This is a genomic window from Antarctobacter aquimaris, assembly GCF_900184945.1.
GTDB lineage: Bacteria > Pseudomonadota > Alphaproteobacteria > Rhodobacterales > Rhodobacteraceae > Maliponia > Maliponia aquimaris.
On record NZ_FXYF01000005.1, the window covers coordinates 322,125 to 345,018 of the forward strand.

Here is a 22,894-nt window from a genome sequence, read left to right on the forward strand (position 1 = left end):
GGCTCAGCCGTTCAGCGCCGCCGCGCGGATGCTGTCGGGGGTGAACGGCAGGCGCCGCAGGCGCAGGCCGGTAGCGGCGCGCACCGCGTTGGCGATGGCCGCAAGCGCCGGGCCGGAGGCTGCCTCGCCTGCGCCCACGGAGGGCGCGCCCTGCCGGTCCAGCACGATGACCTCGATCCGCGGCACGTTGTCGAACCGCAGCACCGGATAGCTGTCCCAATCGCGCGAGGTGATGCCGTCGCGGTCCCAGGTCACCGCCTCGTGCAGCGCCCAGCTGGCGCCTTGCAGGAAGCCGCCTTCCAGCTGCGCCGTCAACCCGTCGAGGTCGACCACCCGCCCGGCATCGGCCACCATCAGCACGCGTTTCAGCACGACGCGGGCCAGATCGTCGACCTCCACGTCCACGGCCATGCCGACCCGCGTCATCGTGTTCTTGTACTGCGCATAGGCCAGGCCGCGCCCTTCGTCCTGTGCCGCCGGGCGCTGCGCCAGCGCCTCCCGCAGCCGTTCCAGCACGGCAATCGCGCCGGCGTCCGTCAGGTGAGCCAGGCGGTAGTCGATCGGGTCGCGCCCGTGCTCGCGCGCGAGGTCGTCGACAAAGCTCTCAATGGCAAAGACATTGGCCGCGGCCCCCAGGCAGCGCAGGGCCGAGGTCCGGTGCGGCATGTCGGCGACCAGGTTCTTGACCAGCCGGGTTTCCGGGATGGCGTAGATCGGGGTCAGGTTGCGGTGCAGACCGCCGTGCTGGTTCATGTTCGGCTTGACCGGCGCGGGGGACAGCGGCGGGTCGCGATACCAGTTGGCGATCAGCTTGGCCGGTCCGGCTCGGTTGGCGCCGGGGCGCGGACGGCCGCGGAAGGTGCCGCCGATGGCCTCGGCGCTGAAACTCTGGATCTGCCCGTCCGCATCGGTGACGGCGGCCAGGTCCACGGCGCTGGCGGGGCCGTAGGGCTCCCAGGCGTGTTCGTCCTCACGCGTCCATTTCAGCAGGACTGGCCGGTTCGGGAAGGCCAGGGCGACCAGCGCCGCCTCAAAGGCCGCGTCGTCCGCGCCGTTGTGACCATAGCAGCCCGAGCCGGGCACATGGGTCAGCACGACCTGCTCCGGATCCATGTCCAGGCTGTCGGCGATGGCCTGCCGCAGCGGGTAGATGCCCTGGCTGTGGGTAAAGACCTCCAGCCGCGCCCCGTCCCAGCAGGCGCAAGCGGCGGAGGGCGCCAATGCGCCGTGCATGGTGAAGGGACGCTCATACCGCGCGGCATGGGTGGGGTTGGCGAGGGGCGGCGGGATCTCCACCGCGTGCGGGGTCGCGTCGCGGATCAGCAGGCGGGTCGCGTTGTCCGGGGTCAGTTGTGCAAAGACATCGCCTTCGGGCAGGCCTGCGCCGGTGTCCCAGGTGCAGGCATCGAACAGCCGCCGCGCGCTCTGGATCACCGCCCATTCCTCTGTTCCGGCCACCGCCAGGAACGATCCGTCGCGGAGCAGGTGCAGCCCGTCGTCGTGCAGCCTTTGCACGGCCGTTTCGGGCACCTCCCGCAGCCGCGCGCGGGCGTGCGGCGGGCGGACGATCCGCGCGTGCAGCATGTCCGGGAGGTCCATGTCGTGGACAAAGCGGTACTGCCCCCGCACCAACTCGCCCATCCCCAGCATCGGCGCGGGTGAGGCAGCAGTTGCCATGACCTCGGCGGCCAGGTCCACCGGCACGGCAAGGTCGATCTCGCGTGCGAGGTCGAGCATGGGCAAGGGCCGGTTCGTGCCCGGCCCGGTCAAGAGACCCTCGGACAGGCTCCAGTCCCCGGGCGCGCCGCCCATGCGTTCCACGGCCAGGGCGATGACCCTGCCGCGCAGCGTGGCCGCAGCCTTACACACCGCATGGCCCGACTGTTCGATGGAATTGCTGCCCGAGGTGATGCCTTCGTCCGGGCTGTCCGCCGTTGTAACCGGAGCAACGGCGATCCGGTCAAAGGGCACGGTCAGTTCCTCATGCGCGATCTGCACCAGAGCGCTGCTGATGCGCTGGCCGATATCGACCTTGCCGGTCCGGACAACCAGCCGCCCGTCCGCGACGCGCAGCCAGTCCGACACGAGGGGGTAGTCGCTGAGGCTCATGGCCGCTCCATGGCCATCTCGACGGCGCGCAGCACGCGCGGGTGGGCGCCGCAGCGGCACAAGTGCGGTTGCAACGCCTGCTTGACGGTGTCGCGGTCGGGCGCCGGGTCGCGGGCCAGCAGGCCCGTGACCGCGACCACCAGGCCGGCGGTGCAGTAGCCGCACTGCGCGGCGGAGGCGGTGACGAATGCCTCCCGTACCCGCCGCCCGACCTCAAGCGCCTCCAGCCCCTCGACCGTCACGATCTCGCGCCCGGCAAAGCTGCCCGCCTCTGCCACGCAGCTCAGCACCGGCATGCCGTCGACCAACACGGCGCAGGCGCCGCACTGTTCCAGTCCGCATCCCAGCTTTGTCCCCTTCAGACCCAGCGCATTGCGCAACACGTAGGCCAGCGGCGTCGTCGGATCCGCCGCCACCTGGTGCGTCTGGCCGTTGATCCGCAGGCTCAGGGTCACGAGGGCACGCGCACCCAGTCGATCTGCACGTCCACGTCCGCCGACTTGAACAGGTTCATGACGGGGCAGCGGTATTCGACGTTGCGGGTCAGCCGTTCGAAACGGTCCTGCGGTTCGTCGGTGTGGATGCGGATCTTCAGCTTGACCCAGTTGAAGTAGGGGCGCACGCCCTGCACGCCCCGGCTGCCGCGCTGGTCGACCTCGCCGTCGCCCTCGATGTCGACGGCGGAATACTTGAACTGCATCGCCTCGGCGCAACGGTTGATGATGACGCCCTCGCAGCCCAGCAGCGAACTGAGGCACATTTCCAGCGGTGTCGGGCCGGTGTTGCTTTCCTTCTCGTCGGTGATCACCACGTGGTCACGCACCATCATGACCGAACGTGTCCCCGCCTCGTTGCGGGCGATGACGCGGCGGATGCCCAGCGCCTTCTTGGTGGGGTCGACAGACGGCGGCAGCAGGTCGTCGGCATAATCGGTCATAGGGTCATCTCCAGAATATCGAGGCCATGGTTGCGGTCGAGCAGGTAGATCAGTCCCCGGTCGTCCAGGTCAACGTCGTTGGATTGCGGTGCGCTGCCATCCAGGGGTTGCGGCATGTAGTGCGCCACCTCCACCGGCAGCAGCGGGTCGGCCAGGTCCAGCACCCGCAGCCCGCCGGCGAACCAGGTGCAATAGACCAGCGTGCCGTCCAGCTTTTCACGGTACTGGTGCGCGCCGAAACGCACGCCGGGGTCACCGACCCAGGGACAGGCGCGTTCACTGAGGTCCCAGGCGGCGACGGCCTCGATGTTGTCGAGGTCGGTCACGTCCATCACCCAGACAAAGCCGTGCAGGCGGCCGGGCTTGTGGTCATGCTCCTCGTCGATGGCCACGGCGTAGCGCCGCCCGTTGATGCGCTGTTCCAGCGGCATGATGGTGTGGGTCGGCTCGGGGATCGCCTGGGGCCAGATGTAGCTGCCCTTGACCGTGGGATTGCTCAGGTCGGTGGCGTCCAGCACCCGGATGCCTGCGTGCCAGACGGCGGCCCACAGCTCGTCGCCGCAGCGCATGGCGTGGTGCAGGCGGTTGCCGTAGCCGGTCCAGGTGGGCGTCTCGCCCCCGGCCAGGTGCTGCCCCGGCATGTGCCAGCGCGACACCTCGACCGGGTTGGCCGGATCGGCGATGTCGTAGGTCACCAGGATGTTGCCGACATAGCCCGCCATCTCGGTCGAGATGTAGGCGTACCGTTCGTCCATGTCGAAGCGGTGCACGCCAAAACCGTGCGTCTTGGCGTAGCTCAGCAGTTTCGGCGCGGTCTTGTCCGAGATGTCCCAGACGCGAAAGCCGCCGCCATCGTAGCCACGCGCCACCGCCTCCTCCAGCACCAGGATGTCCGACGCCTGGACCTTCAGCGCGGCGGCGATGGCGGCATCGTCCAGCCCCTGTGCGCGCAGGCCGGCGATCTTGTCGCCCTTGCGCAGGAAATGGCGTTGGTCCTGCTCGACGTTGGTGATCATGATGTCACCGACCACCCGCACCTTGTGGGTGTGCGACCACTCCGGCGGGTCGATGTGCGCCACCACCTTGGGGTTGGCCGGGTCCGACACGTCGATGATCGACGTGCCGTGCGGCGGCTTCATGTGGCCGACATAGGCGTAGTTGCCCTGCACCACCACCTGCCCGCCGCCGGGGATCTCCATCCGCGCGACCGGGCGGATGTTGCGCGCCATGTCAAAGTCGATTTCCCGTTTCATTCTGCTGGAACCTCGCTGGATTTCCGTTTGCGCCGCCGCTCGAACCAGATCGGCAGGACCAGCGACGCGACAAGCGCCACCCACAGCACGTTGCCGATGTTCGACGAGAACAGGGTCATGATGTCCCCGTCCGATTTCTTGAGCGCGCGCAGGAAATAGGTTTCCAGGAGCGGGCCCAGGATCACGCCGATCAGGATCGCCGCGACGTGGTAGCCGGTGCGCCGCGCGATGTAGCCCAGCACGCCGAAGGCCAGCGCCAGGTACATGTCGAACATGTATTCACGCGGGACAAAGGCGCCGACCAGCGTGAACGAGATGATCAGCGGCGCCAGGTAGATCGTGGGGATCGTCGTGACGTGGCTCATGTAGCGGCTGAGCGGCAGGATGGTCAGCATCATCAGCATGTAGGCGACCGCCATGGCCATGAACATGCCATAGCCGACCTTGGGCTGGCTTTCGAACAGCGACGGGCCAAAGCTGACGCCGTGGTACTGCATCACCACCAGCATGATCGCCGCCGTGGCGCCGCCCGGGATGCCCAGCACCAGCAGCGGCACCAGCGTGCCGGAGGTGACGCCATTGTTGGCGGACTCCGGGGCGATCAGCCCTTCGGGATGGCCGGTGCCGTATTTCTCGGGCGTCTTGGAAAAGGCGCGCGACTGCTGGTAGGCGACAAAGCTGGCGATCGAGGCGCCCGCGCCGGGGATGACGCCGATCACCAGGCCGATCAGGCTGGTCCAGACGATGTGCCACCAGCGGCTGAGCGCGATGCGGACGCCTTCGAAGGTGTCGTGCCAGTTGGGTTTCTTGGGCTCGGCGTCGTCCGAGATGATCACCTTCTTCTCGATGATGATGAAGGCTTCGGAGACCGCGAACAGACCGACCAGCGCCGGGATCAGCGGCACACCGTCATACAGTTCGAGAAAGCCGAATGTGCCGCGCGGCGTGGCATAGACCACGTCCGTGCCGATGGCGCCGATCATCAGGCCGAGGAAACCGGCGATCAGCCCCTTGAGCATGTCCTGCGCCGCGATGGAGGCGATCAGCGAGATGCCGAACAGCATGACGACGATCATCTCGACCGAGTGCATGTAGAACCCGACGCGCGCCAGCCACGGCATGGTGATCAGCGCGATGATGGTGGTCAGCAGGCCGCCCAGCGCCGAGGCGACAAAGGAGATCGCCAGCGCCTGCTGGCCCTTGCCCTGCTTGGCCATCGGGTAGCCGTCCAGCGGCGTCGCCGCCGCGCCCGCCGTGCCGGGGATGTTGACCAGGATCGCCGGGATGCCGGCCCCCATGCGCGCCGCGCAATAGAGCGTGATCATGAAGATCAGCCCGGTTTGCAGGTCCATGGCCAGCGTCAGCGGCATCAGGATGATGATCGTGTTGGCCGCCGAAAAACCGGGGATGCCCCCGACCACGAGGCCGAGGAAGATCGTGGGGACGATGACCCACCAATGCTGGATGGTTTCGATGAAAACCTCGAGCAGGATCGCCGACGTGTCACCCATTGGCCAGCACCGCCTTCATGGTGGTTTCGAACCAGCCGCGCGGGAACCGCGTGTCAAATGCCCAGATGAACAGCGCCCAGCCGGTCAGCGCGATCACCGCCGACAGCCCGGTGATGAAACCGAGGTTCCGGAAGCGCGACAGGATCGCCATGCTGGAAACCATGAACAGGAAGGTGGTCAGGGTGAATCCCAGCCAATCAACCAGCACGCAAAAGAGCACCGTAACGATCAGCAGCCCGATCCGCCCGGACCGGAGGTCTTCGTAGGTGAACAGGTTGCCCACCCCCAGCGTCCCCTCGCCGGCGCGCATCCACAGGACACAGCGCAGCACGAACAGCAGGCAGAAGAAGATCAGCAGCCCGCCCAGCAGGAAGGCGCTGACCTGCGCGGTCCAGGGTGAATTCCAGATGGTGCTGAAGAAGTAGAGGGTGAACCCGATCCCGAGGATCGGTATCACCAGCTCGCCACCCAATTGCCTGGGCGGCCTCGAGTTGTCGTCGGCCATTTCGCGCCTCGCGGTCAGGGTCAAGCATCAGGTGCGGACCGGCGGGCACCCCGCCGGTCCAGCGGCGACATCAGGCGCCGGACAGCAGGGCCTTGTACCGTGCGCCCAGTTCCAGGATCGCGGCCTTTTCGGCCTCGCATTCCTCGAGCCCGGCATAGACCAGGTATTCGGGCTGGCCGCTGGAGGCGATATAGGCCTCCATCAGGCGCGGGTCCTCGTGGGTCTGCTTGAAGGTCCGGGTCAGCACCTCGAAGCGGTCCGGATGATCGTCGATGGCCTTCTGGTGGATGCCGAACGCACGGGTGGACAGCATCTCGGGCAGGTTCATGCCGAAGGCGTCGTTGATGCTGGGCGCGTTGTCCAGCGCTTCGCCGACGATGTTGTTGCCGAACACCAGCAGCGTCTTGACCGAGTCGCCCGCCGCGATCACCGACCCCGAGGTCAGCACGGAAAAGTCGACCTCGCCGGTCACGGCGCCGGCGACGGTGCCCTTGCCGCCCTGCAACGGGATCAGGTTGAACTGCGCGCCGGTGTGTTCGCCCAGCGCCAGCAGGCCGATCGAGGCCGGGTGCGCCATGCGGCTGGTGCCGACGTTCAGCTTGCGCTTTTTCCCCTCGGAAATGATGTCGTCCATCGTCTTCAGCGGGCTTTCGGCGCCGACGAAGAGGCAGCAGGGGTCCTTGTCCACCTGGCCGAAATAGACGTAGTCGTTGATGTCGAAGGTCGGCGCCTGCATGGCCCAGTTCAGCACCTCGGGACCGATGTTGCCGAACAGCAGATTGTAGCAGTCGGGGTCCGACTTGCCCATGTAGAGCTCATAGCCCACGCGGCCCGATGCGCCGGGATAGAAGCTGGGTTCGAACTCGGTCTTGAGGATCTCCTTCCAGACGCTGGTGAAGGCGCGGAAATTGCGGTCCGCGCCGCCGCCCTCTGCGGTCGGGATGATCACGTTGATGTTGCGTTCGGGATAGTCGGCTGCCCGCGCGATGCTGGGCATCGCCAGCGCCGCGCCGGAGGCGGCGGCGGTGGTCTTCAGGAACCGGCGGCGGTTCATCAGCGTCTTGGTCATGGTGGTCTCCTCCACGGGGTTGGTGTCTGCGCGTTGTGTGATTTGGTCCCGCGAGGCTGCGCCGTGGTCCTGCGGGTTGAAGGGTCTGGTTCAGCCTCCTGCCATCTGCGGAGTGGCCCACAGCGCCATGCCGCCGGCATAGATCAGCCGCGCGGCCAGCACCGTGAGGATCAGGTTCAGGGCAAACCGAAAGCGTTTCTCGTCGATCCGGGTCAGCACGTGCCGCCCCGCGACCGTGCCGAGAAAGCCGAAGACGATCAGCAGCGTGATCAGCCCGGCCCAGGCGGAAAACGCAAAGCCCAGCAGGCCAAAGGCCAGCGTCTTGAGCAGGTGCTGGATCGTCATCAGCGTCGAATGGGTCGAGACATGCGCCAGCCGGTCCAGCTTCAGCGTCTTGACGTAGGCGGCGACAAAGGGGCCTGTGCCGCCAAAGAACATCGTCAGAAAGCTTGAGATGCCGCCCGCGACCGCGCCCGAGCGGCGCATGAAGGCGGGCGGCGTGGTCAGGATGGACCACAGGATGAACAGGCCGACGCTGACCTGGATGACGGCCGGGTCCAGCTGCACGACGAACATGCCGCCCAGGCCCACGCCGATCAGCGCGCCGCCCAGGAAGGGCCCGACCACGGCAAGATGCAGGTATTTCAGCAGCAAGGCCGCGCGCCCGATGTTGGAGCCGAACTGCACAATGCCATGCACCGGGATGATCGCCGGCGCCGGCAGCAGGGTGGCCAGCACCGCCAGCATCACCGCGCCGCCGCCGATGCCAAAGGCCGCCGTGATGAACGAACTGGCGAAACTCACCGCGAGGATCGTCAGCGCGACCGGCCAGCCCAGACCTGCATGAAGCGCCTCCGCCATCCCTCAGGTCTCCTGCAACTCGGGGGGAAACAGGTCCTCGGGGCGCACCCGCGTGCCGCTGAGGTGCTGGTCGACCGAGTAGCGGCAGACGGCGTCCAGCTCGGCCCGGTTGGCGGCATAGCCGTAGCTCCAGTAGTCCGGGCCCAGCGCGGCCAAAGTCCGCTCCATCGAGGCATTGAGCCAGGGCAGCGACAGCCGGTTGGCATTGCCCAGCCAGACCGCGCGCAACCGCGCCAGCGCCATGTCGCGCGCCGCGACAAAACCGTCATACAGCGCGCGCGGCAGCCAGGGATGCGCCTCGGCCAAAGACCGGCGCACACCGATCAGGTGCATGATCGGGAAAAAGCCGGTGCGCGCATGGTAGTCCTGTTCGGCCTTCTCGAAGTCCGGGAACAGCCGGACGAACCGCGTATCGCCGTCCAGGAAGGCCTGCGGCGGCTTGGGCGCCAGCAGCCCGTCGATCTCGCCGGCGATCAGCAGGTCCTGCAGGGTCTGACCGTCGTCGATCGGCTCGACCTTCATACCCTCGGGCAGGTCCAGCGTCAGCCGTTCGCGCCGCACGCCCGCGTCCAGCGCGCCGGTGCGCCAGTGGATGTCGCGCGCGGCAACGCCGTAGTCGCCCGCCAGAACGCCGCGCATCCACAGCGCCGCCGTCATCTGGTATTCCGGCACGCCGATCCGGCGCCCGGCGAAATCCGCCGGTGTCGTGATCCCCGATCCGGCGCGGGCAAAGAAGCCCGAGTGCCGGAACGCGCGGCTGACAAAGGCCGGGATCGCGACGTAGTCGCCCGTGCCGCGCGACACTTGCAGGACATAGCTGGAAATCGACATTTCGGTGATGTCGTAGGGGGCCTCTCCCACCGCCAGCGGGAACAGCCTGGAGGTGGGGGCCAGGACGCTTTGCAGGGTGACGCCGGGCACCGTCACGTCGCCGTTGTGCAGCGCCATGACCCTATCGTGATCCCAAGTGGCGAGGGACAGCGAAAGCTGCCCCTGCCCGGTGTCCTGCGCCCCCCGCACCATCGCCGCTCAGACCACCTTGACGGTCATCGCGCCGAGGCCCTCGACCTCAAGCTCCATTACGTCGCCGCGCTGGACCGCCGCGACACCCGACGGCGTGCCCGACAGGATCACGTCCCCGGGCGCCAGTTCGAAATACTCCGACAGGTAAGAGATCATTTCCGGCACCTTCCAGATCATCTGGTTCAGGTCGCCTTCCTGCCGCAGCTCGCCGTTGACCTTCAGCGTGATGCTGCCCTTGTCGGGATGGCCGACCGCGTCGACGGTGTGGATCGGACCCACGGGGGCCGAGCGTTCGAACGCCTTGCCGATCTCCCAGGGGCGGCCCATCTTTTTCTGCTCGCCCTGGAGGTCGCGCCGCGTCATGTCCAGCGACAGCGCGTAGCCATAGACGTGGTCCAGCGCCGCGGCGACGGGGATGTTGGTGCCGCCGGTTTTCAGCATCACGGCGATCTCGGCCTCGTGGTGCACATCGCTCGAATGCGGCGGATAGGGGAACGCGCCCGACGGGTCGAGGTTGTCGGGGTTCTTCTGGAAAAAGAACGGCGGTTCGCGGTTGGGATCATGCCCCATCTCGATCGCGTGGGCGGCATAGTTGCGCCCGATGCAATAGACCCTGCGCACCGGGAACCGGGCGTCCGTCCCGGCGACCGGCAGCGCCACGACGGGCGGGACCTCGATTGCGAATTCGCTCATTTTCTTCCTCCACGATGCCTGACCTGACAGGCAACACATCCGGCACCAATACGAAATCAATCGCGACCAATTCAGGAATCCGGCAGTTTATCCTTGCTGACGAGGCGATTTTTCCCGTATCTTTGACCAATAAGACCCTATTGGTCAACCAATGATGTGGGGCCGAGCGTGCTGACACTGCGCGAACAACCGGAACGGAACGGCCCGCTCGGGCAGCTGCGCGCGCTGATCGACAGCGGCGACTATGCGCCGGGCGACCGGCTGCCGCCGGAACGCGAGCTGATCGTCAGCCTGGGCACTACGCGCGCGACCCTGCGCAAGGCGCTGGATACGCTGGAGCGCGAGGGGCTGATCTGGCGGCACGTCGGCAAGGGCACCTTCATCGCGGCGCATGGCGTGGGCAACGAACCCGTCTGCCTGGCGCAGCTGAGCAAGCGGGTCACGCCGGTCCACCTGATGCGCGCGCGCCTGTCGCTGGAGCCGGCCATCGCCCGCGAGGCGGCGATCAACGCCTCCGACGCGGCGGTCAGCCGCCTGCGGCAGGCCGGCACCAAGGCCCGCGAGGCCGCAAGCTGGGACGAGTACGAGGCGCAGGACGACCACTTTCACCGCGCCGTCGCCGAGGCGACCGACAACCCCCTGCTGCTGACGCTGTTCGACCAGCTGAACCAGGTCCGCCGGGCGGTGGCCTGGAACAGCGTCGTGCGCACATCGGAGCGCCCGCCGCGCGATCATTCCAGTTTCGCCGAGCACGACCAGTTGATCGCCGCCATCGCGGCGCGCGACCCGGCGGCCGCCCACGCCGCGATGCGCCAGCATCTCGGCTCGGTTTCGGCGCGGTTGTTCGGAGAGATCTAGGCGGGCGGGCCGAACCGCCCCTCCCCCCGTGTCAGGGCGTCCCGACGCGCGACAGACTGCCCGTTGCCCGCGTCCCGCCGCCCTCCCAGTCAAAGCTGAGGGTCGCGTCGTCTAGAAGCGTCAGCGTGACCAGTCCGTCATTGATGCAGTTCGGCACGTCGGTCAGGATGGTTTCGCGAAACATCCGCGCCTTGCCGTCGTCCTTGAGCAGTTGCAGCACCCCGGCGCAGGGAATGGTGGCATAGTCGATGGTCGCGTCTCCGGTGGGCAGAAAGACGATGTCGATGCTCCACTGGCTGCTGCCCTGGTCGCCCCAGCCGGTCCAGTCGCCGCTCCATGCGGCCTGCTGGAGCGCCCCACCCGGCGGCGGCGCCTCGCCAAGGCTCTGGGCCTGCAAACCGGCAGGCAGGAGGAGAAGGGCGACAAGGGCGGGCAGGCGGAAGAAACGGCGGATCATGGCGGGATGTCCTTTGGCACGCCCGCCCAGCAAATCGCAGTTTGACCCGCAAGGAAAGGCTTTTGCCCCGAAGGCGCGGATCTGACCGACTTCGCCACCTTTCCGGCATACCGGGACCAGATTGACGCTGTCCCCTTGGCGCGTTTTGGCTGTGGCTTCCTGGATGGTTGTTCACCCGGAACGGGGCCAGGCTGCAATCGCCGAACCACAACCGCGGCCTTCGAGGGATGCACATCCCTCACTGTTCTGCGCGCGACAGGTCACAGTCGAGAGCTGATGGCCAGCGGCGTGGAGAGACAAGTCCCTCCGCGCAAATGGGAACCTTTTCGGCGCGAACCTGAGCGGGGCGGATTTCCGCAACACCACCCTGACCTAGGCCGATCTTGGCCGCGCCAAGCTGAGCGGCTGCCCGCTCAGGTACTACGGGCCGTGTTTCTCGTGCAGGTACAGTTCACATGGGCGCCGCTCTCTATGGTGAGCGTCGAGTAGGAGATTTCGCCCGACACCTGTGAACCGGCGCTCAGCGTGACGGCACCGCCCAGGATGCGCCCCTCGAACTGGCCCTTGACGACAATGATGTCGGCCCTCAGGTCGCCCACGGCGGACCCGCCGACCTCGATGGAGATCCCGTCCGCCTCGATCGTCCCGTCCGCATGTCCGACCAGCTCGAAGTGACCGGGAATGGCGAGGTTCCCGATCAGCTTGGCGCCAGCTGCGAGGTGCGAGCGGGCGTTGCGGGAGGTTGGGCTGGTCATCGTCTGAGACATGGGTCTGCTTTCCAATCGTGTGACGCGGTCAAGGCCGTGCAAAGCCATTCCGGATTCGGTTCCGCAACAATAGGCAGGCCGGGCCGGATCAAACAGCGAAAACCGCGCCCGCGCGACAAAGGAAAATGGACCGGGATCCTTGGCCCCGGGATCGCCCGGAGAGTGTCAGGCCTTCAGCTTGTCCGCCGGTGCGGGGGCCTGGCCGTCATAGCCGCCCCAGACCGACTGGTCGAAGTGGATCACCGCGCCGGTCATCATCCCGCTGTCGTCCGAGGCCATCCAGAGCACCGCCTTGGCGACCTCGTCGGGTTCCAGCAGGCGGCCAAAGGGCAACGTCGCGGCCTGCTTGTCGATGAAGTCCGGATCGCCGGATTCCTCGGCCTGCAACCGGCGCTCGTGGTCGGAGTTCATCCAGCCGATGTCCAGCTGGTTGACCCGGATGCGGTTGCGCATCAGTGCATAGCCGGAGTTCCGCGTCAACGTCGCCAGCGCGGCCTTCGAGGCGCAGTAGGGCGCGATAAATGGCTGGCCCGCGCGTTCGGAGGCCGAGCCGATGTTGACGATGGTGCCCTGGATGCCCTCGCGCTCCATCAGCTTGACCGCGTCCTGCATCAGGAAGAAGGGCGCGCGCGTGTTCACCGCGAACATGCGGTCGAACAGCTCGGGCGTGGTGTTCAGCAGGTTGCCCCGGTCGGTCAGGCCGGCGGCGTTCACCAGGATGTCGACCCGGCCAAAGGCCTTGTCGACATCCGCCATGATGCGGCGCACGTCGTCGATGTCGCCCAGGTCGGCCGCAACCATGCGTACCTCGGTGCCATGCTCGGCGGTGATCGCCTCGGCGACCTTTTGACCCTTTGCCTGCCCCCGGCCCACGATGACGATCCCGGCCGCCCCTGCCTGGGCAAAGAGCCGTGCGATGGCCGCACCCAGGCCCTGCGTCCCCCCCGTGATGACTGCGATCTTTCCGTCGATGCGGTTCATGTGTCCCTCCGTTGTCCTGTCGTGATCCCGACGCCGGTCACGTCGCTTCTGTCCTGTTCGGCCCCTGCGGGTCCGCCCGCGTAGGTGCCTTTGCCGGACGGGCCGTCATACCCCTCGGCGCTGCCGGGCGCGCAGGGCTTCCTGGCGCGCACGGGCGTCGCGGATGCTCTCGCGCTCGTTGATCTCGGGGACGCCGACGTACCAGTCGGCACCGCCGTCGGTCCATGTGAAGGCGTCGGAGTTGATTACCAGCACGGTGGTGCGGTCGGTGGTCTGCGCCCAGTCCATTGCGGTGTCGAGGTCCGCGAGGCTCTCGCAGAAACGCGCCTCGGCGCCCATCGCGCGGGCATGGGCCACGAAATCGACGTGCAGCGGGCTGGACTTGTTCTGGATGCGCGCGTCCTTGAGCAGGTTGTTGAAGCCGGGCACACCCATGCCGGTCTGAAGCCGGTTGATGACGCCGAATCCGCCGTTGTCGCAGACCACGACGATCATCTTGTGCCCCGTCAGCACGGTCGAATAGATGTCCGAGTTCATCATCATGTAGGACCCGTCGCCGACCAGAACGATGGGCACGCCCTTTTGCGTGCCATCCGGTTGCACCTTGGCCATGGCATGGCCCCAGCCGCCGGCGATCTCGTAGCCCATGCAGGAAAAGCCGAACTCCAGGTCATAGGTGTTGGGTGCCTTGACGCGCCAGTTCTTGGCCGTCTCGCCGGGCAGGCCGCCGGCGGCCGTCACCATGGTGTCGTGAATCGTGGCCTTGGCGTTCACCACGGCGATCACCTGCGCGTAGGAGGGCACGGCGGCGTTGGTCGGCGCCTGGCCTGCGTCGAGCACCCTGTTCCAGTCGGCATAGAGCTGTTGTGCGCGGGCCATCTGCGCCGGGTCGCAGGCCCAGTCGCCCAGCGCGGCGTCGATGTCGGTGATGCACTCCAGCGCGTCACCCACCACGGGCAGCGCGAAATGCTTGGACGCGTCAAAGCGCGCGGCGTTGATGTTGAGAAACTTCGTGTCGGGCGCGAATGTCGTCCAGGACCCGGTGGTGAAATCCTGCATCCGCGTGCCCACCGCGATGACCACATCGGCGGTTTCGGCCAACACCTTCGACGCATCGGTGCCCTCGATCCCCATCGCGCCGGTGTAGGCGGGGTGGTCATGCACCACGGCGCCCTTGCCGGCGATCGTCTCGGTCATCGGGATGCCGCGGCGGACGGCGAAATCGGCCAGTGCCTCGCCGGCGCCGGAATACCGCACGCCACCGCCCGAGATGATCAGCGGGCGCTTGGCGGTCTTGAGCAATTCCACCGCCGCGGCGACCTCGGAGCGCGCGGGGCGCGGCCGGGGAATGACCCAGGTCTTTTCGGCAAAGAAGCTTTCCGGGTAGTCGTAGGCGATCTCCTGGATGTCCTGCGGCAGGCCGATGAAGGCCGGGCCGCAATCGGCCGGGTCCAGCATGGTGCGGATCGCGTTCGGCAGCGACGACAGGATCTGCGCCGGGTGCACGATGCGGTCCCAGTAGCGCGACACCGCGCGAAAGCCGTCGTTCACCGTGGTCGACGGCACGCCGAAGTGTTCGACCTGCTGCAACACCGGGTCGGGCAGACGGTTGACGAAGGTATCGCCCGCCAGCAGCAGCAGCGGCAGGCGGTTGGCATGGGCGGTGCCGGCGGCGGTGATCATGTTGGTGGCCCCGGGCCCGACCGATGAGGTGGCGATCATCACCTGGCGGCGCAGCCTGGCCTTGGCAAAGCCGACGGCGGCCAGCGCCATCGACTGTTCGTTCTGGCCGCGCCAGGTGGGCAGGCGGTCCTGCACCTGTTCCAGCGCTTCGGACAGGCAGGTGACGTTGCCGTGGCCGAAGATGCCGAAGACGCCGGCGAACAGCGGCACGCGCGCGCCGTCGATCTCGGTGTACTGGTTGCACAGGTAGCGCACCAGCGCCTGTGCCATGGTCAGACGAACCGTTGCCAAGGTCATCTCGCCTCCTCCCGCAGATGGATTCTCGTCGCTGGGAAATGTATATTGACATAACTGATTGCTTGCAACAATCATTGCTCAACTTTGCATTCGGGAGGGACTCATGCTCAGGATCGCAGTGCTCGGCTGCGGCCGGATCGGTCGCATGCACGCGGAAAACATCCACGCACACCCGCGCGCCGCGCTGGCCGGCGTGTTCGATGTGGTCGAAGGGGCGTCGCGCGAAATCGCCGAAAAACTGGGCGTGACGGCCTTTGCCTCGGCCGATGCGGTCTTTGCCTCGGATCAGGTCGACGCGGTTCTGATCGCCACCTCGACACCGACCCACGCGGATTTCATCGAACAGGCGGTCGCCGCCGGCAAACCCGTCCTGTGCGAAAAGCCGATCGACCTGTCGCTGGACCGGGTCAAGGCCTGCGCCGCGCGCATCGCCGGGACCGACGTGCCGATCATGCTCGGCTTTGTCCGCCGCTTCGACAAGGGGCATGCGGCGGTGCGCCGGGCCATCGAGGCCGGCCGCATCGGCGCGGTGCACCAGGTCACCATCACCTCGCGCGATCCCGACATCGCGCCGGATGCCTACATCGAGGTGTCGGGCGGCATTTTCCGCGACATGACCATCCATGACTTCGACATGGCCCGCTTCATCATGGGCGAAGAGTTCAAAACCGTCACCGCCGTGGGGGCGCGCCTGGTGTCGCCCGCGCTGATGGACCGCTGCGATGATCACGACACCGTCACCGTCACGATGACCACCGCGCGCGGCCAGCAGTGCGTGATCTCCAATTCGCGCCGCGCTGTCTACGGCTACGACCAGCGGATCGAAGCCTTTGGCAGCGGCGGAATGGCGATCTCGGAGAACCACGCCGAGACCAACATGCGGCTTTACGGGGCCAGTGGCACCGACCAGGCGCCGCCGCTGCTCAACTTCTTCATCGAACGCTATGCGCAAGCCTTTGCCAGCGAGATCGACGCCTTCGTCGACGCGGTGGAGACCGGGACCGCACCGGCGGTCGGCTACGAGGACGGGCACAAGGCGCTGGTGCTGGCCGAGGCGGCGATCCTGTCGGTCCGCGAGGGCCGCACCGTTCACGTCAAGGAACTGGACTGATCATGTACGAGGGATTTGGAAATTTCATCGCCGGTGCCTGGGTCGCCGGGGCGGCCACGCTCGAGGTGTGCTCGCCGGGGACGGGTAAGGTGCTGGGCACGATCCCCGCCGCCTCGTCGGCCGATACCGCACGCGCGCTGGACGCGGCGGCGGCTGCCCTGCCGCTGTTGCGCGGAATGGGCGGTTTTGGCCGTGCCGAGGCGCTGCACCGGATCGCCCACGCGATGATAGCCCGCGCCGACGCCGCGCAGCGCATGATCAGCCTGGAGACCGGCAAGCCGCTGGCGCAGTCGGGCCGCGAATGGGGGCTGGCCTGCGACCAGTTCCGCTGGTTCGCCGAGGAAGCCCGACGCATCTACGGCCGCGTGGTCGACAGCCGCGTGCCGGGCGGCCGGTTCGAGATCACGCATGAGCCGGTCGGCGTGGTCGGCGCCTTCACCGCGTGGAACTTTCCCGCCGCCCTGCCGGCGCGCAAGCTGGCCCCGGCGCTGGCCGCCGGGTGTCCGGTGATGCTGCGGCCTTCGTCGCAGACGCCCGGCGTGGCGATGATTCTGGTCGACTGCCTCCGCGCGGGCGGCCTGCCCGATGGCGCGGTCAGCCTGGTTGTCGGCGCGACCGCCGACACCTATGCGCCGATCATGGCGGACAAGCGGGTGCGCAAGGTCTCGCTCACCGGGTCGACGCGCATCGGCCAGCAGATGATCCGGGACGCCGCCGACACGGTCAAGAAGGTGTCGATGGAGCTGGGCGGCAACGCGCCCTGCATCCTGTACGACGACGCCGACCTGAAGGCCGCGCTGGACGTCACCGTGCCGACCAAGTTCGCCAACTGCGGGCAGGTCTGCGTGACGCCGGACCGTTTCTTCATCCACGAATCCCTGCACGATGCCTTTGTCGAGGGCTTCGTGGAGCGCGCCGCCGCGATCAGGCTGGGCGACGGCATGGACCCGGCCACAGCCATGGGTCCGCTGATCAACGCGCGACGCCTCGAAGAGGTCGACGCCGTGGTGCAGGACGCGGTGCAGGCCGGGGCAACGCTGAGGCACGGTGGCCGGCGCGCTGCTGCCTTCAACGAAGGCCATTTCTACGAACCCACCGTGCTGACCGGCGTCCGCGACGACATGACGGTCTTTGCCAAGGAGAACTTTGGCCCGGTCGCCGCGATTACCACCTTCCGCGACGAGGACGAGGTGCTGGCCCGCGCCAATGCCTGCGACATGGGGCTGGCGGCCTATGCCTTCACCCGGTCGCCCGACCGGGCCCGCCGCACCGTCGCCGCGCTGAAATCCGGCATGGTGGGGGTCAATTCCTTTGCGCTGGCCGCCGCCGAGGCGCCGTTCGGCGGCACCGGCTATTCCGGCATGGGCCGCGAAGGCGGGATCGAGGGGATCGGGGATTACCTCGACACGAAACTGGCGCAGGTCGTCTGGTAAGGACGCCACCGGCCGAAGAAGGAGCGAAACACATGCACAACAGGCTCAAGGCGCTCTGGGCGGCGGGCAAACCGGCGATGAACGGCTGGTGCAGCATCGGCAATCCCTTCACTGCCGAGATCATGGCGGCGCAGGGCTACGACTCGCTGTCGGTCGACTGGCAGCACGGGGCGCTGGACTATTCCGACGTCCTGCCGATGCTCCAGGCGATGCGGGCTTCGGGGGTGACGCCGATGGTGCGGGTGCCCTGGCTGGACCCGGCCTCGGTGATGAAGGCGCTGGACGCCGGCGCCCTGGGGATCATCTGCCCGATGATCTCGACCGCCGCGCAGGCGGCCGAGTTCGTCAGCTACATGCGCTATCCGCCGCTGGGGCAGCGGTCGTTCGGACCCACCCGCGCGGGCTTTGCCATGCCGGGCTACGGCGTCGCGATGAACGCCGAGGTGCTGGCGCTGGCGATGATCGAAACGAAGGAGGGCGTGGAGAACCTCGAGGAGATCGCCGCGACGCCGGGGCTGGACGGCATCTATGTCGGTCCGGCCGATCTGACGCTGGGCACGCAGGACGGGCGGCTGCCACCCGGATTTGACCGCGAAGAGCCCGAGATGGTGGCGCTGATCCGGCGCATCGCCGAGGTCTGCAAGACAAACGGCATCCGCGCCTGCCTGCATTGCGGCACGCCCGAGTACGCCGCCAAGGCGATAGGATGGGGCTACGACCTGACCACGGTGGGCGGCGACACGCGGCTGCTGGCGGCGGCGGCCAAGGCTTCGGTCGAGCGGTTCCGCCAGTTGACGGAGGGGCCGGCATCGGCCGGGACCGAGGGAGGCTATTGATGCCGCATGTCCTTGTCGCCGGCAGGCTGCACCCTTCGGGCCGGGCCCTGCTGGATGCAGCGCCGGACGTGACGGTGCGCTACATCGACGAGATCTCCGAAGCCAGCTACGCGCCCCATCTGCATGAGGCCGACGCGCTGCTGATCCGCACCCAGCCGATGAGTGCGCCCACCGTGGCATTGGGCGACAAGCTGAAGATCGTGTCGCGCCACGGCGTGGGCTACGATGCCGTCGACGTCAAGGCGCTGACCGCGCGCGGCATTGCGCTGGCGGTCTGCGGCGACGTCAACTCCTCCTCGGTGGCGGAACACGCCTGCATGATGATCCTTGCCGCCGCCAAGCGCGCGTTGCGCGGCGATGCCTCGGTCCGCAGGGGCCCCTGGGGCTGGCGCAACAGCCTTGAAAGCCAGGACCTGCGCGGGCGCAGCCTGCTGATCCTGGGCTATGGCCGCATCGGGCGGCACACCGCGCAGATGATGGCCGGCTTTGGCATGACGATCCGCGCCTTTGATCCCTACCTGCACGCCCAGGGCTGGCCCGAAGGCCCGGTCGCCCTCGCGACCGACCTGCACGCGGGGCTGGCCTGGGCCGATGTCATCTCGGTCTCCGCGCCCAAGGCTGACAAGCCCTTGATCGGCGCGGCCGAGTTCGCCGCGATGAAACACGGTGCAATCCTGGTCAACACCGCGCGCGGCGGCATCGTCGACGAGGCGGCGCTGATCGCTGCCATAGCCGCAGGCAAGGTGGGCGCCGCCGGGCTCGACGTGTTCGAGGACGAACCTCCCGCCCCGGACAATCCCCTGCTGGGGTTCGACCAGGTGATCCTCAGCCCGCACATCGCCGGCGTGACCGAAGGCGCGTCCGAACGCATGGCGATCGGTTCGGCGCAGAACATCCTTGATTTCTTTGCCGGCACCCTCGACCCGGCGCTGATCGTCAATCGCAAGGACATTGCAGATGCCATCAAAACCTGACCTGAAGGTCGGTCTCATCGGCTCGGGGTTCATGGGCAAGGCCCATGTCTTTGGCTACGCCACCGCGCAAAAGGTCTTTGACCTGCCGGTCTCGGTCACCCTGCACACGCTTGCCGACGTCTCGGATGAGGCCGCCACGCGGGCCGCAGGCGCCTTCGGCTTTGCCCATGCCACCGCCGACTGGCGCGCCATGGTGGCCGACCCCGAGATCGACGTGATCAACATCACCGCGCCCAATGCGCTGCACAAGGAAATGGCGCTGGCCGCCATCGCCGCCGGAAAACACGTCTATTGCGAAAAGCCGCTGGCCCCCACCGCCGCCGACGCGCTGGAGATGACCGAGGCCGCCGAGGCCGCGGGCGTCCGGACGCAGGTCGGCTTCAACTACCTCTGCAACCCGATGCTGGCGCTGGCGCGCGAGATGATCGCGGCCGGGGAGCTGGGCGAGATCCGCGGCTATCGCGGGCTGCACGCCGAGGATTACATGGCCGACGCCGGCGCACCCTTTACCTTTCGCCACGATCCGGCGGGCGGCGGTGCACTGGCGGACCTGGGCAGCCACGTGCTGGCCAGCGCCGAATTCCTGCTGGGGCCGATCGCGCAGGTCATGGGCGACTGCGTGACCGTGATCGGCACGCGCCCGGACGGCAAGGGCGGCACGCGCGAGGTCGAGACCGACGATATCGGCCGCGCGATGGTACGCTTTGCCAATGGCGCGACCGGCACGATCGAGGGCAACTGGGTCGCCATGGGGCGCAAGATGCAGCACGACTTCGAGGTCTACGGATCGAAGGGCGCGCTGTCCTTCAGCCAGGAACGCTTCAACGAGTTGCACTTCTATACCGCCGACGATCCCGAGGGCCGGCGCGGCTTTCGCCGCATCGAGGCGGCGCCCGCGCATCCACCCTACGGCGCCTTCTGCGTGGCGCCCGGCCACCAGATCGGCTTCAACGATCTCAAGGCCATCGAAGTCGCCGGCTTCCTGCGCGCCATCGCGGGCGAGGGTCCGGAGCCGTTCTCCTTTGCCAAGGGCCTGCGCATCCAGCACCTCGTCGAAACCATCCAGGCCTCGTCGCGCGAGGGGCGCTGGCAACAGACCGGCTGACCGACCGGGGCGGCCCTGCGGCAACGGCAGAACACCTCTCGCAATATTCGTTGCGAGCGCGCCGGTCTTCTGCGATTGTGCGGGACACCCTGCCATGGTTGCCAACCGTTCCGCCGCCGAGGACCCCGACATGGCCGACCTTCTGCCGCCAAAGGACTACGAGGACCTCATCCGCGTGATCCACGCGCGTCACGACCAGATGAGCAAGACCTACCAGCGCATCGCCGAGTACCTGACCCAGAACCCCAACGATGTTGCCGTCCAGTCGGTCAATGCCATCGGCAGCCATTGCGGCATCCACGCCTCCAGCTTTGTCCGTTTTGCGCAGTCGCTGGGCTACAGGGGCTTCAAGGACCTTCAGCAGCTGTTCCAGCGCCGCCTGTCGACCGCCGCGCCCGGGTTCGAGGCGCGCAAGAAGGCTCTGGAGGTCGAATTGCAGCTGCGCGAGGACCGGTCCGAACTGGGCTTTCTGCGCGACCTTGTGGTGCGCGACATCGCCTCGTTGCAGGATCTCGTCGAGACGACCAGCGCCGAGGACCTGGCCCGCGCCGCCGAATTGATCGACACGGCGGACACCGTCTACCTGCTGGGCCAGTTGCGGTCGGAACCGGTGGTCAACCTGCTGCGCTACATCCTGACCATGCTGGGCAAGCGCTGCGTGCTGCTGGATGCCTCGGGCGGGCTGGCCACGCACATGGCGCGCACGATGGCGGCAACGGACGTGCTGATCGCCGTGTCGTTCCGGTTCTACGCCAACGAGGTGGTCACCGTGGCCGAGGAAGCGGCCGGCGCGGGCGTGCCGATCGTCGCCATCTCGGACAGCACGCTGTCCCCGCTGGCGAAATCCGCGACGATCCTGTTTGCCGTGCCGGAACACGACTACACCTTCTCGCGCTCGCTGGCCGCGCCGATGTGCCTTGCACAGGCGCTCATGGTCTCCGTCGCCGCGCGCATCCAGGACGACACCAGCACACCCAGGATCCCGACCGTCACCAGCAGGTGACAAGCGAAGGCCGCGACAGGCAGCGCCGACAGACCCCCGGCAAAGGTCATCCAACACGGCTGCTGCCGTTCACGCGGCCCGGATGCGGGCACGCGGCGCCAGCCGGTCGTCCAGCCATGCAAGGTCCTGCGGCAACACCTCTGCAAGCCTTCCGCCTCGTGCCTGCCGAACCTGTTGATCGGCACAAGCTCGGACCGGTCATCGCGGTGCCGGGCCACCTCGACCACGGCCAGTTCCGGCGCGGCGGGATCCAGGCGGCATGCCTTGGCGCCCGCGCCCAGGACCTGGCCGATCAGGATCACCGGGCCGCTGCCCCGCACGCGCAGGTCCCTGTCGCAAGGTCCGCCTCCGGTCGATTTGCCGTTGGTCTGGACCGTGCCGGCGGCGAGGCGGATGGGGGTCGGTGGTGCCCAGGGCGCGGTGCGGAATACCATCCATTCGGTGAACAGCACGGTCTTGGTCTCGTAGGGATCGGCCCCCAACAGGAAGGCGACATCGCATTTGCCCCGGTCCGGGCAGGTCGAGGCAAAGTTGATGATCCCGGCATCGTCCAGACCGGCGGCATCTTCGCCGTTCGGCGGTTTGCCGTTGGGGGGCGTGGACGGGTTGACCAGCTTCGAGATGGCGCAGGTGTTCTCGAAATACTCGCAGGAACAGGTCTTCATGCCTCAGGCATGGTCGCCGCAGGTCTTGAGCACGCGCTTGGAGACCTCGGCCATGACCTCGGCCGCCAGGTCCCAGCCGACCGGGGTCAGCACGGCGCCGACGTGGGCCATGGGATATTTCAGCCGGCTCCGGGTGGGCTTTCGGGGTTGTAGATCCTTTGCGTCAGGGTGCCGCCAAGATGTCACCGCCATGGCTGGCAAGAACGGCAATCGAGGTGCCGCCGTTGTGGCAGGCGATGCAGCCCGCCTTGCCAGTGAAGAGGCCCCTGCCGCGCAGGGCCTTATCGGACAGCGCGCCGGTCTGGGTCGGGGCGTTTGCCGCCTGGACCAGTCGCACCCCCTCGCGCACGCTGTTGCGCTGGTCGGTCGGCACCGGGTTGCCGGGCTTCCGGCGCACAAAGCCCAGCAATTGCAGGGCCAGCATCCGCGCCCGGCGCGCGCCGATCTCGATCTGCTCGATTTCGTGTTCTTGCAGGGATGGCTGATGCCGTCATTGCCCAGGTGGCCCCGGATAGCGCTGAGGAACGCGCCCTTGTCGTCGGAGTCCTCGGCAAAGCGGCTCCACCCGTCGGATATCTCGATGAATTGCCGGCGTGTCTGGACACCTAGGGTCAGGACCCATTGATCGGCGAGCGGGGGCGTGATTCACTGCTGCAAAAAGCGAGCGGTGACATGAGTGATCTCTTCTGGCTGACCCACTGCCCGGCAGTGCATTGCGCAGCAATGTCACGAGAGGGGATGCGCAGATGGCGCGTCTGGAGCC

General features: G+C 67.5%; 22 protein-coding genes and 2 pseudogenes. 8 read left to right on the plus strand and 16 right to left on the minus strand.

Going from position 1 to position 22,894, the window contains the following annotated elements; genetic code table 11:
- Positions 1-3: 3 nt before the first annotated feature.
- From MAA8898_RS11635 to MAA8898_RS11680, 10 genes are all read right to left on the minus strand, one after another.
- The gene (locus MAA8898_RS11635) at positions 4-2,109 is read right to left on the minus strand and encodes a molybdopterin cofactor-binding domain-containing protein (protein ID WP_094021178.1); all 2,106 of its coding nucleotides are present in this window, start codon (positions 2,107-2,109) and stop codon (positions 4-6) included.
- Positions 2,106-2,564: a (2Fe-2S)-binding protein gene (locus MAA8898_RS11640; RefSeq protein WP_094021179.1), complete on the minus strand. Its 459-nt coding sequence runs from the start codon at positions 2,562-2,564 to the stop codon at positions 2,106-2,108. Before MAA8898_RS11640 ends, MAA8898_RS11635 begins: the two co-directional genes overlap by 4 nt.
- Positions 2,561-3,046: an OsmC family protein gene (locus MAA8898_RS11645; protein ID WP_094021180.1), complete on the minus strand. Its 486-nt coding sequence runs from the start codon at positions 3,044-3,046 to the stop codon at positions 2,561-2,563. Before MAA8898_RS11645 ends, MAA8898_RS11640 begins: the two co-directional genes overlap by 4 nt.
- Complete coding sequence (locus MAA8898_RS11650; RefSeq protein WP_094021181.1) at positions 3,043-4,299, minus strand: LVIVD repeat-containing protein; 1,257 nt, start codon at positions 4,297-4,299, stop codon at positions 3,043-3,045. The genes MAA8898_RS11645 and MAA8898_RS11650 overlap by 4 nt, the downstream gene beginning before the upstream one ends.
- The gene (locus MAA8898_RS11655) at positions 4,296-5,810 is read right to left on the minus strand and encodes a tripartite tricarboxylate transporter permease (protein WP_094021182.1); all 1,515 of its coding nucleotides are present in this window, start codon (positions 5,808-5,810) and stop codon (positions 4,296-4,298) included. The genes MAA8898_RS11650 and MAA8898_RS11655 overlap by 4 nt, the downstream gene beginning before the upstream one ends.
- Positions 5,803-6,315: a tripartite tricarboxylate transporter TctB family protein gene (locus MAA8898_RS11660; protein ID WP_094021183.1), complete on the minus strand. Its 513-nt coding sequence runs from the start codon at positions 6,313-6,315 to the stop codon at positions 5,803-5,805. Before MAA8898_RS11660 ends, MAA8898_RS11655 begins: the two co-directional genes overlap by 8 nt.
- Positions 6,316-6,385: 70 nt before the next feature.
- The gene (locus MAA8898_RS11665) at positions 6,386-7,384 is read right to left on the minus strand and encodes a tripartite tricarboxylate transporter substrate-binding protein (RefSeq protein ID WP_094021184.1); all 999 of its coding nucleotides are present in this window, start codon (positions 7,382-7,384) and stop codon (positions 6,386-6,388) included.
- Between the two features lie 90 nt (positions 7,385-7,474).
- Positions 7,475-8,245, minus strand: coding sequence for a sulfite exporter TauE/SafE family protein (locus MAA8898_RS11670; protein ID WP_094021185.1), 771 nt, complete (start codon positions 8,243-8,245; stop codon positions 7,475-7,477).
- A gap of 3 nt (positions 8,246-8,248) precedes the next feature.
- Positions 8,249-9,193 carry a substrate-binding domain-containing protein gene (locus MAA8898_RS11675; protein WP_245853373.1) on the minus strand — a complete coding sequence of 315 codons (945 nt, stop codon included), beginning with the start codon at positions 9,191-9,193 and terminating at the stop codon, positions 8,249-8,251.
- An 81-nt stretch (positions 9,194-9,274) separates the two neighbouring features.
- Positions 9,275-9,961 (minus strand): fumarylacetoacetate hydrolase family protein, encoded by a 687-nt coding sequence (locus MAA8898_RS11680; RefSeq protein ID WP_094021187.1) that lies wholly within the window; start codon positions 9,959-9,961, stop codon positions 9,275-9,277.
- A gap of 168 nt (positions 9,962-10,129) precedes the next feature.
- On the opposite strand from MAA8898_RS11680, the gene MAA8898_RS11685 reads away from it, so the two are divergent.
- Positions 10,130-10,819, plus strand: a complete 690-nt coding sequence (locus tag MAA8898_RS11685; protein WP_094021188.1) for a FadR/GntR family transcriptional regulator — start codon at positions 10,130-10,132, stop codon at positions 10,817-10,819.
- A 31-nt stretch (positions 10,820-10,850) separates the two neighbouring features.
- Here MAA8898_RS11685 and MAA8898_RS11690 read toward each other — a convergent pair whose 3' ends face one another.
- On the minus strand, positions 10,851-11,276 hold the full coding sequence (locus tag MAA8898_RS11690; protein ID WP_094021189.1) for a hypothetical protein: 426 nt from the start codon (positions 11,274-11,276) through the stop codon (positions 10,851-10,853).
- Between the two features lie 319 nt (positions 11,277-11,595).
- Between MAA8898_RS11690 and MAA8898_RS27290 the strand changes: the two are divergent.
- A pseudogene (locus tag MAA8898_RS27290) lies at positions 11,596-11,652 on the plus strand (pentapeptide repeat-containing protein); the annotation flags it as partial.
- A gap of 37 nt (positions 11,653-11,689) precedes the next feature.
- Here the strand turns inward: MAA8898_RS27290 and MAA8898_RS11695 are convergent.
- The 3 genes from MAA8898_RS11695 to iolD form a co-directional block, all read right to left on the minus strand.
- Positions 11,690-12,031 carry a bactofilin family protein gene (locus MAA8898_RS11695; RefSeq protein WP_176445136.1) on the minus strand — a complete coding sequence of 114 codons (342 nt, stop codon included), beginning with the start codon at positions 12,029-12,031 and terminating at the stop codon, positions 11,690-11,692.
- A 177-nt stretch (positions 12,032-12,208) separates the two neighbouring features.
- Positions 12,209-13,024 carry an SDR family oxidoreductase gene (locus MAA8898_RS11700; RefSeq protein ID WP_094021191.1) on the minus strand — a complete coding sequence of 272 codons (816 nt, stop codon included), beginning with the start codon at positions 13,022-13,024 and terminating at the stop codon, positions 12,209-12,211.
- A gap of 105 nt (positions 13,025-13,129) precedes the next feature.
- Positions 13,130-15,004 (minus strand): 3D-(3,5/4)-trihydroxycyclohexane-1,2-dione acylhydrolase (decyclizing), encoded by a 1,875-nt coding sequence (gene iolD, locus MAA8898_RS11705; RefSeq protein ID WP_094021192.1) that lies wholly within the window; start codon positions 15,002-15,004, stop codon positions 13,130-13,132.
- A gap of 103 nt (positions 15,005-15,107) precedes the next feature.
- On the opposite strand from iolD, the gene iolG reads away from it, so the two are divergent.
- The 6 genes from iolG (at position 15,108) to MAA8898_RS11735 (ending at position 21,466) form a co-directional block, all read left to right on the plus strand.
- A complete protein-coding gene (gene iolG / locus MAA8898_RS11710) occupies positions 15,108-16,115 on the plus strand; it encodes an inositol 2-dehydrogenase (protein ID WP_094021193.1) in 1,008 nt (335 codons plus the stop codon).
- A 2-nt stretch (positions 16,116-16,117) separates the two neighbouring features.
- Positions 16,118-17,548 carry an NAD-dependent succinate-semialdehyde dehydrogenase gene (locus MAA8898_RS11715; protein WP_094021194.1) on the plus strand — a complete coding sequence of 477 codons (1,431 nt, stop codon included), beginning with the start codon at positions 16,118-16,120 and terminating at the stop codon, positions 17,546-17,548.
- A gap of 32 nt (positions 17,549-17,580) precedes the next feature.
- Positions 17,581-18,384 (plus strand): HpcH/HpaI aldolase family protein, encoded by an 804-nt coding sequence (locus tag MAA8898_RS11720; protein ID WP_094021195.1) that lies wholly within the window; start codon positions 17,581-17,583, stop codon positions 18,382-18,384.
- The gene (locus MAA8898_RS11725; protein WP_094021196.1) at positions 18,384-19,358 is read left to right on the plus strand and encodes a hydroxyacid dehydrogenase; all 975 of its coding nucleotides are present in this window, start codon (positions 18,384-18,386) and stop codon (positions 19,356-19,358) included. Before MAA8898_RS11720 ends, MAA8898_RS11725 begins: the two co-directional genes overlap by 1 nt.
- Positions 19,342-20,463, plus strand: a complete 1,122-nt coding sequence (locus MAA8898_RS11730) for a Gfo/Idh/MocA family protein (protein WP_094021197.1) — start codon at positions 19,342-19,344, stop codon at positions 20,461-20,463. The genes MAA8898_RS11725 and MAA8898_RS11730 overlap by 17 nt, the downstream gene beginning before the upstream one ends.
- Positions 20,464-20,557: 94 nt before the next feature.
- Positions 20,558-21,466, plus strand: a complete 909-nt coding sequence (locus tag MAA8898_RS11735) for a MurR/RpiR family transcriptional regulator (RefSeq protein ID WP_245853374.1) — start codon at positions 20,558-20,560, stop codon at positions 21,464-21,466.
- 158 nt (positions 21,467-21,624) lie between these two features.
- Here the strand turns inward: MAA8898_RS11735 and MAA8898_RS27210 are convergent.
- Both MAA8898_RS27210 and MAA8898_RS11745 read right to left on the minus strand, forming a co-directional pair.
- Positions 21,625-22,131: pseudogene (locus tag MAA8898_RS27210) on the minus strand (DUF2478 domain-containing protein); the annotation flags it as partial.
- Positions 22,132-22,294: 163 nt separating this feature from the next.
- On the minus strand, positions 22,295-22,555 hold the full coding sequence (locus MAA8898_RS11745; protein ID WP_094021199.1) for a hypothetical protein: 261 nt from the start codon (positions 22,553-22,555) through the stop codon (positions 22,295-22,297).
- Positions 22,556-22,894: the final 339 nt, after the last annotated feature.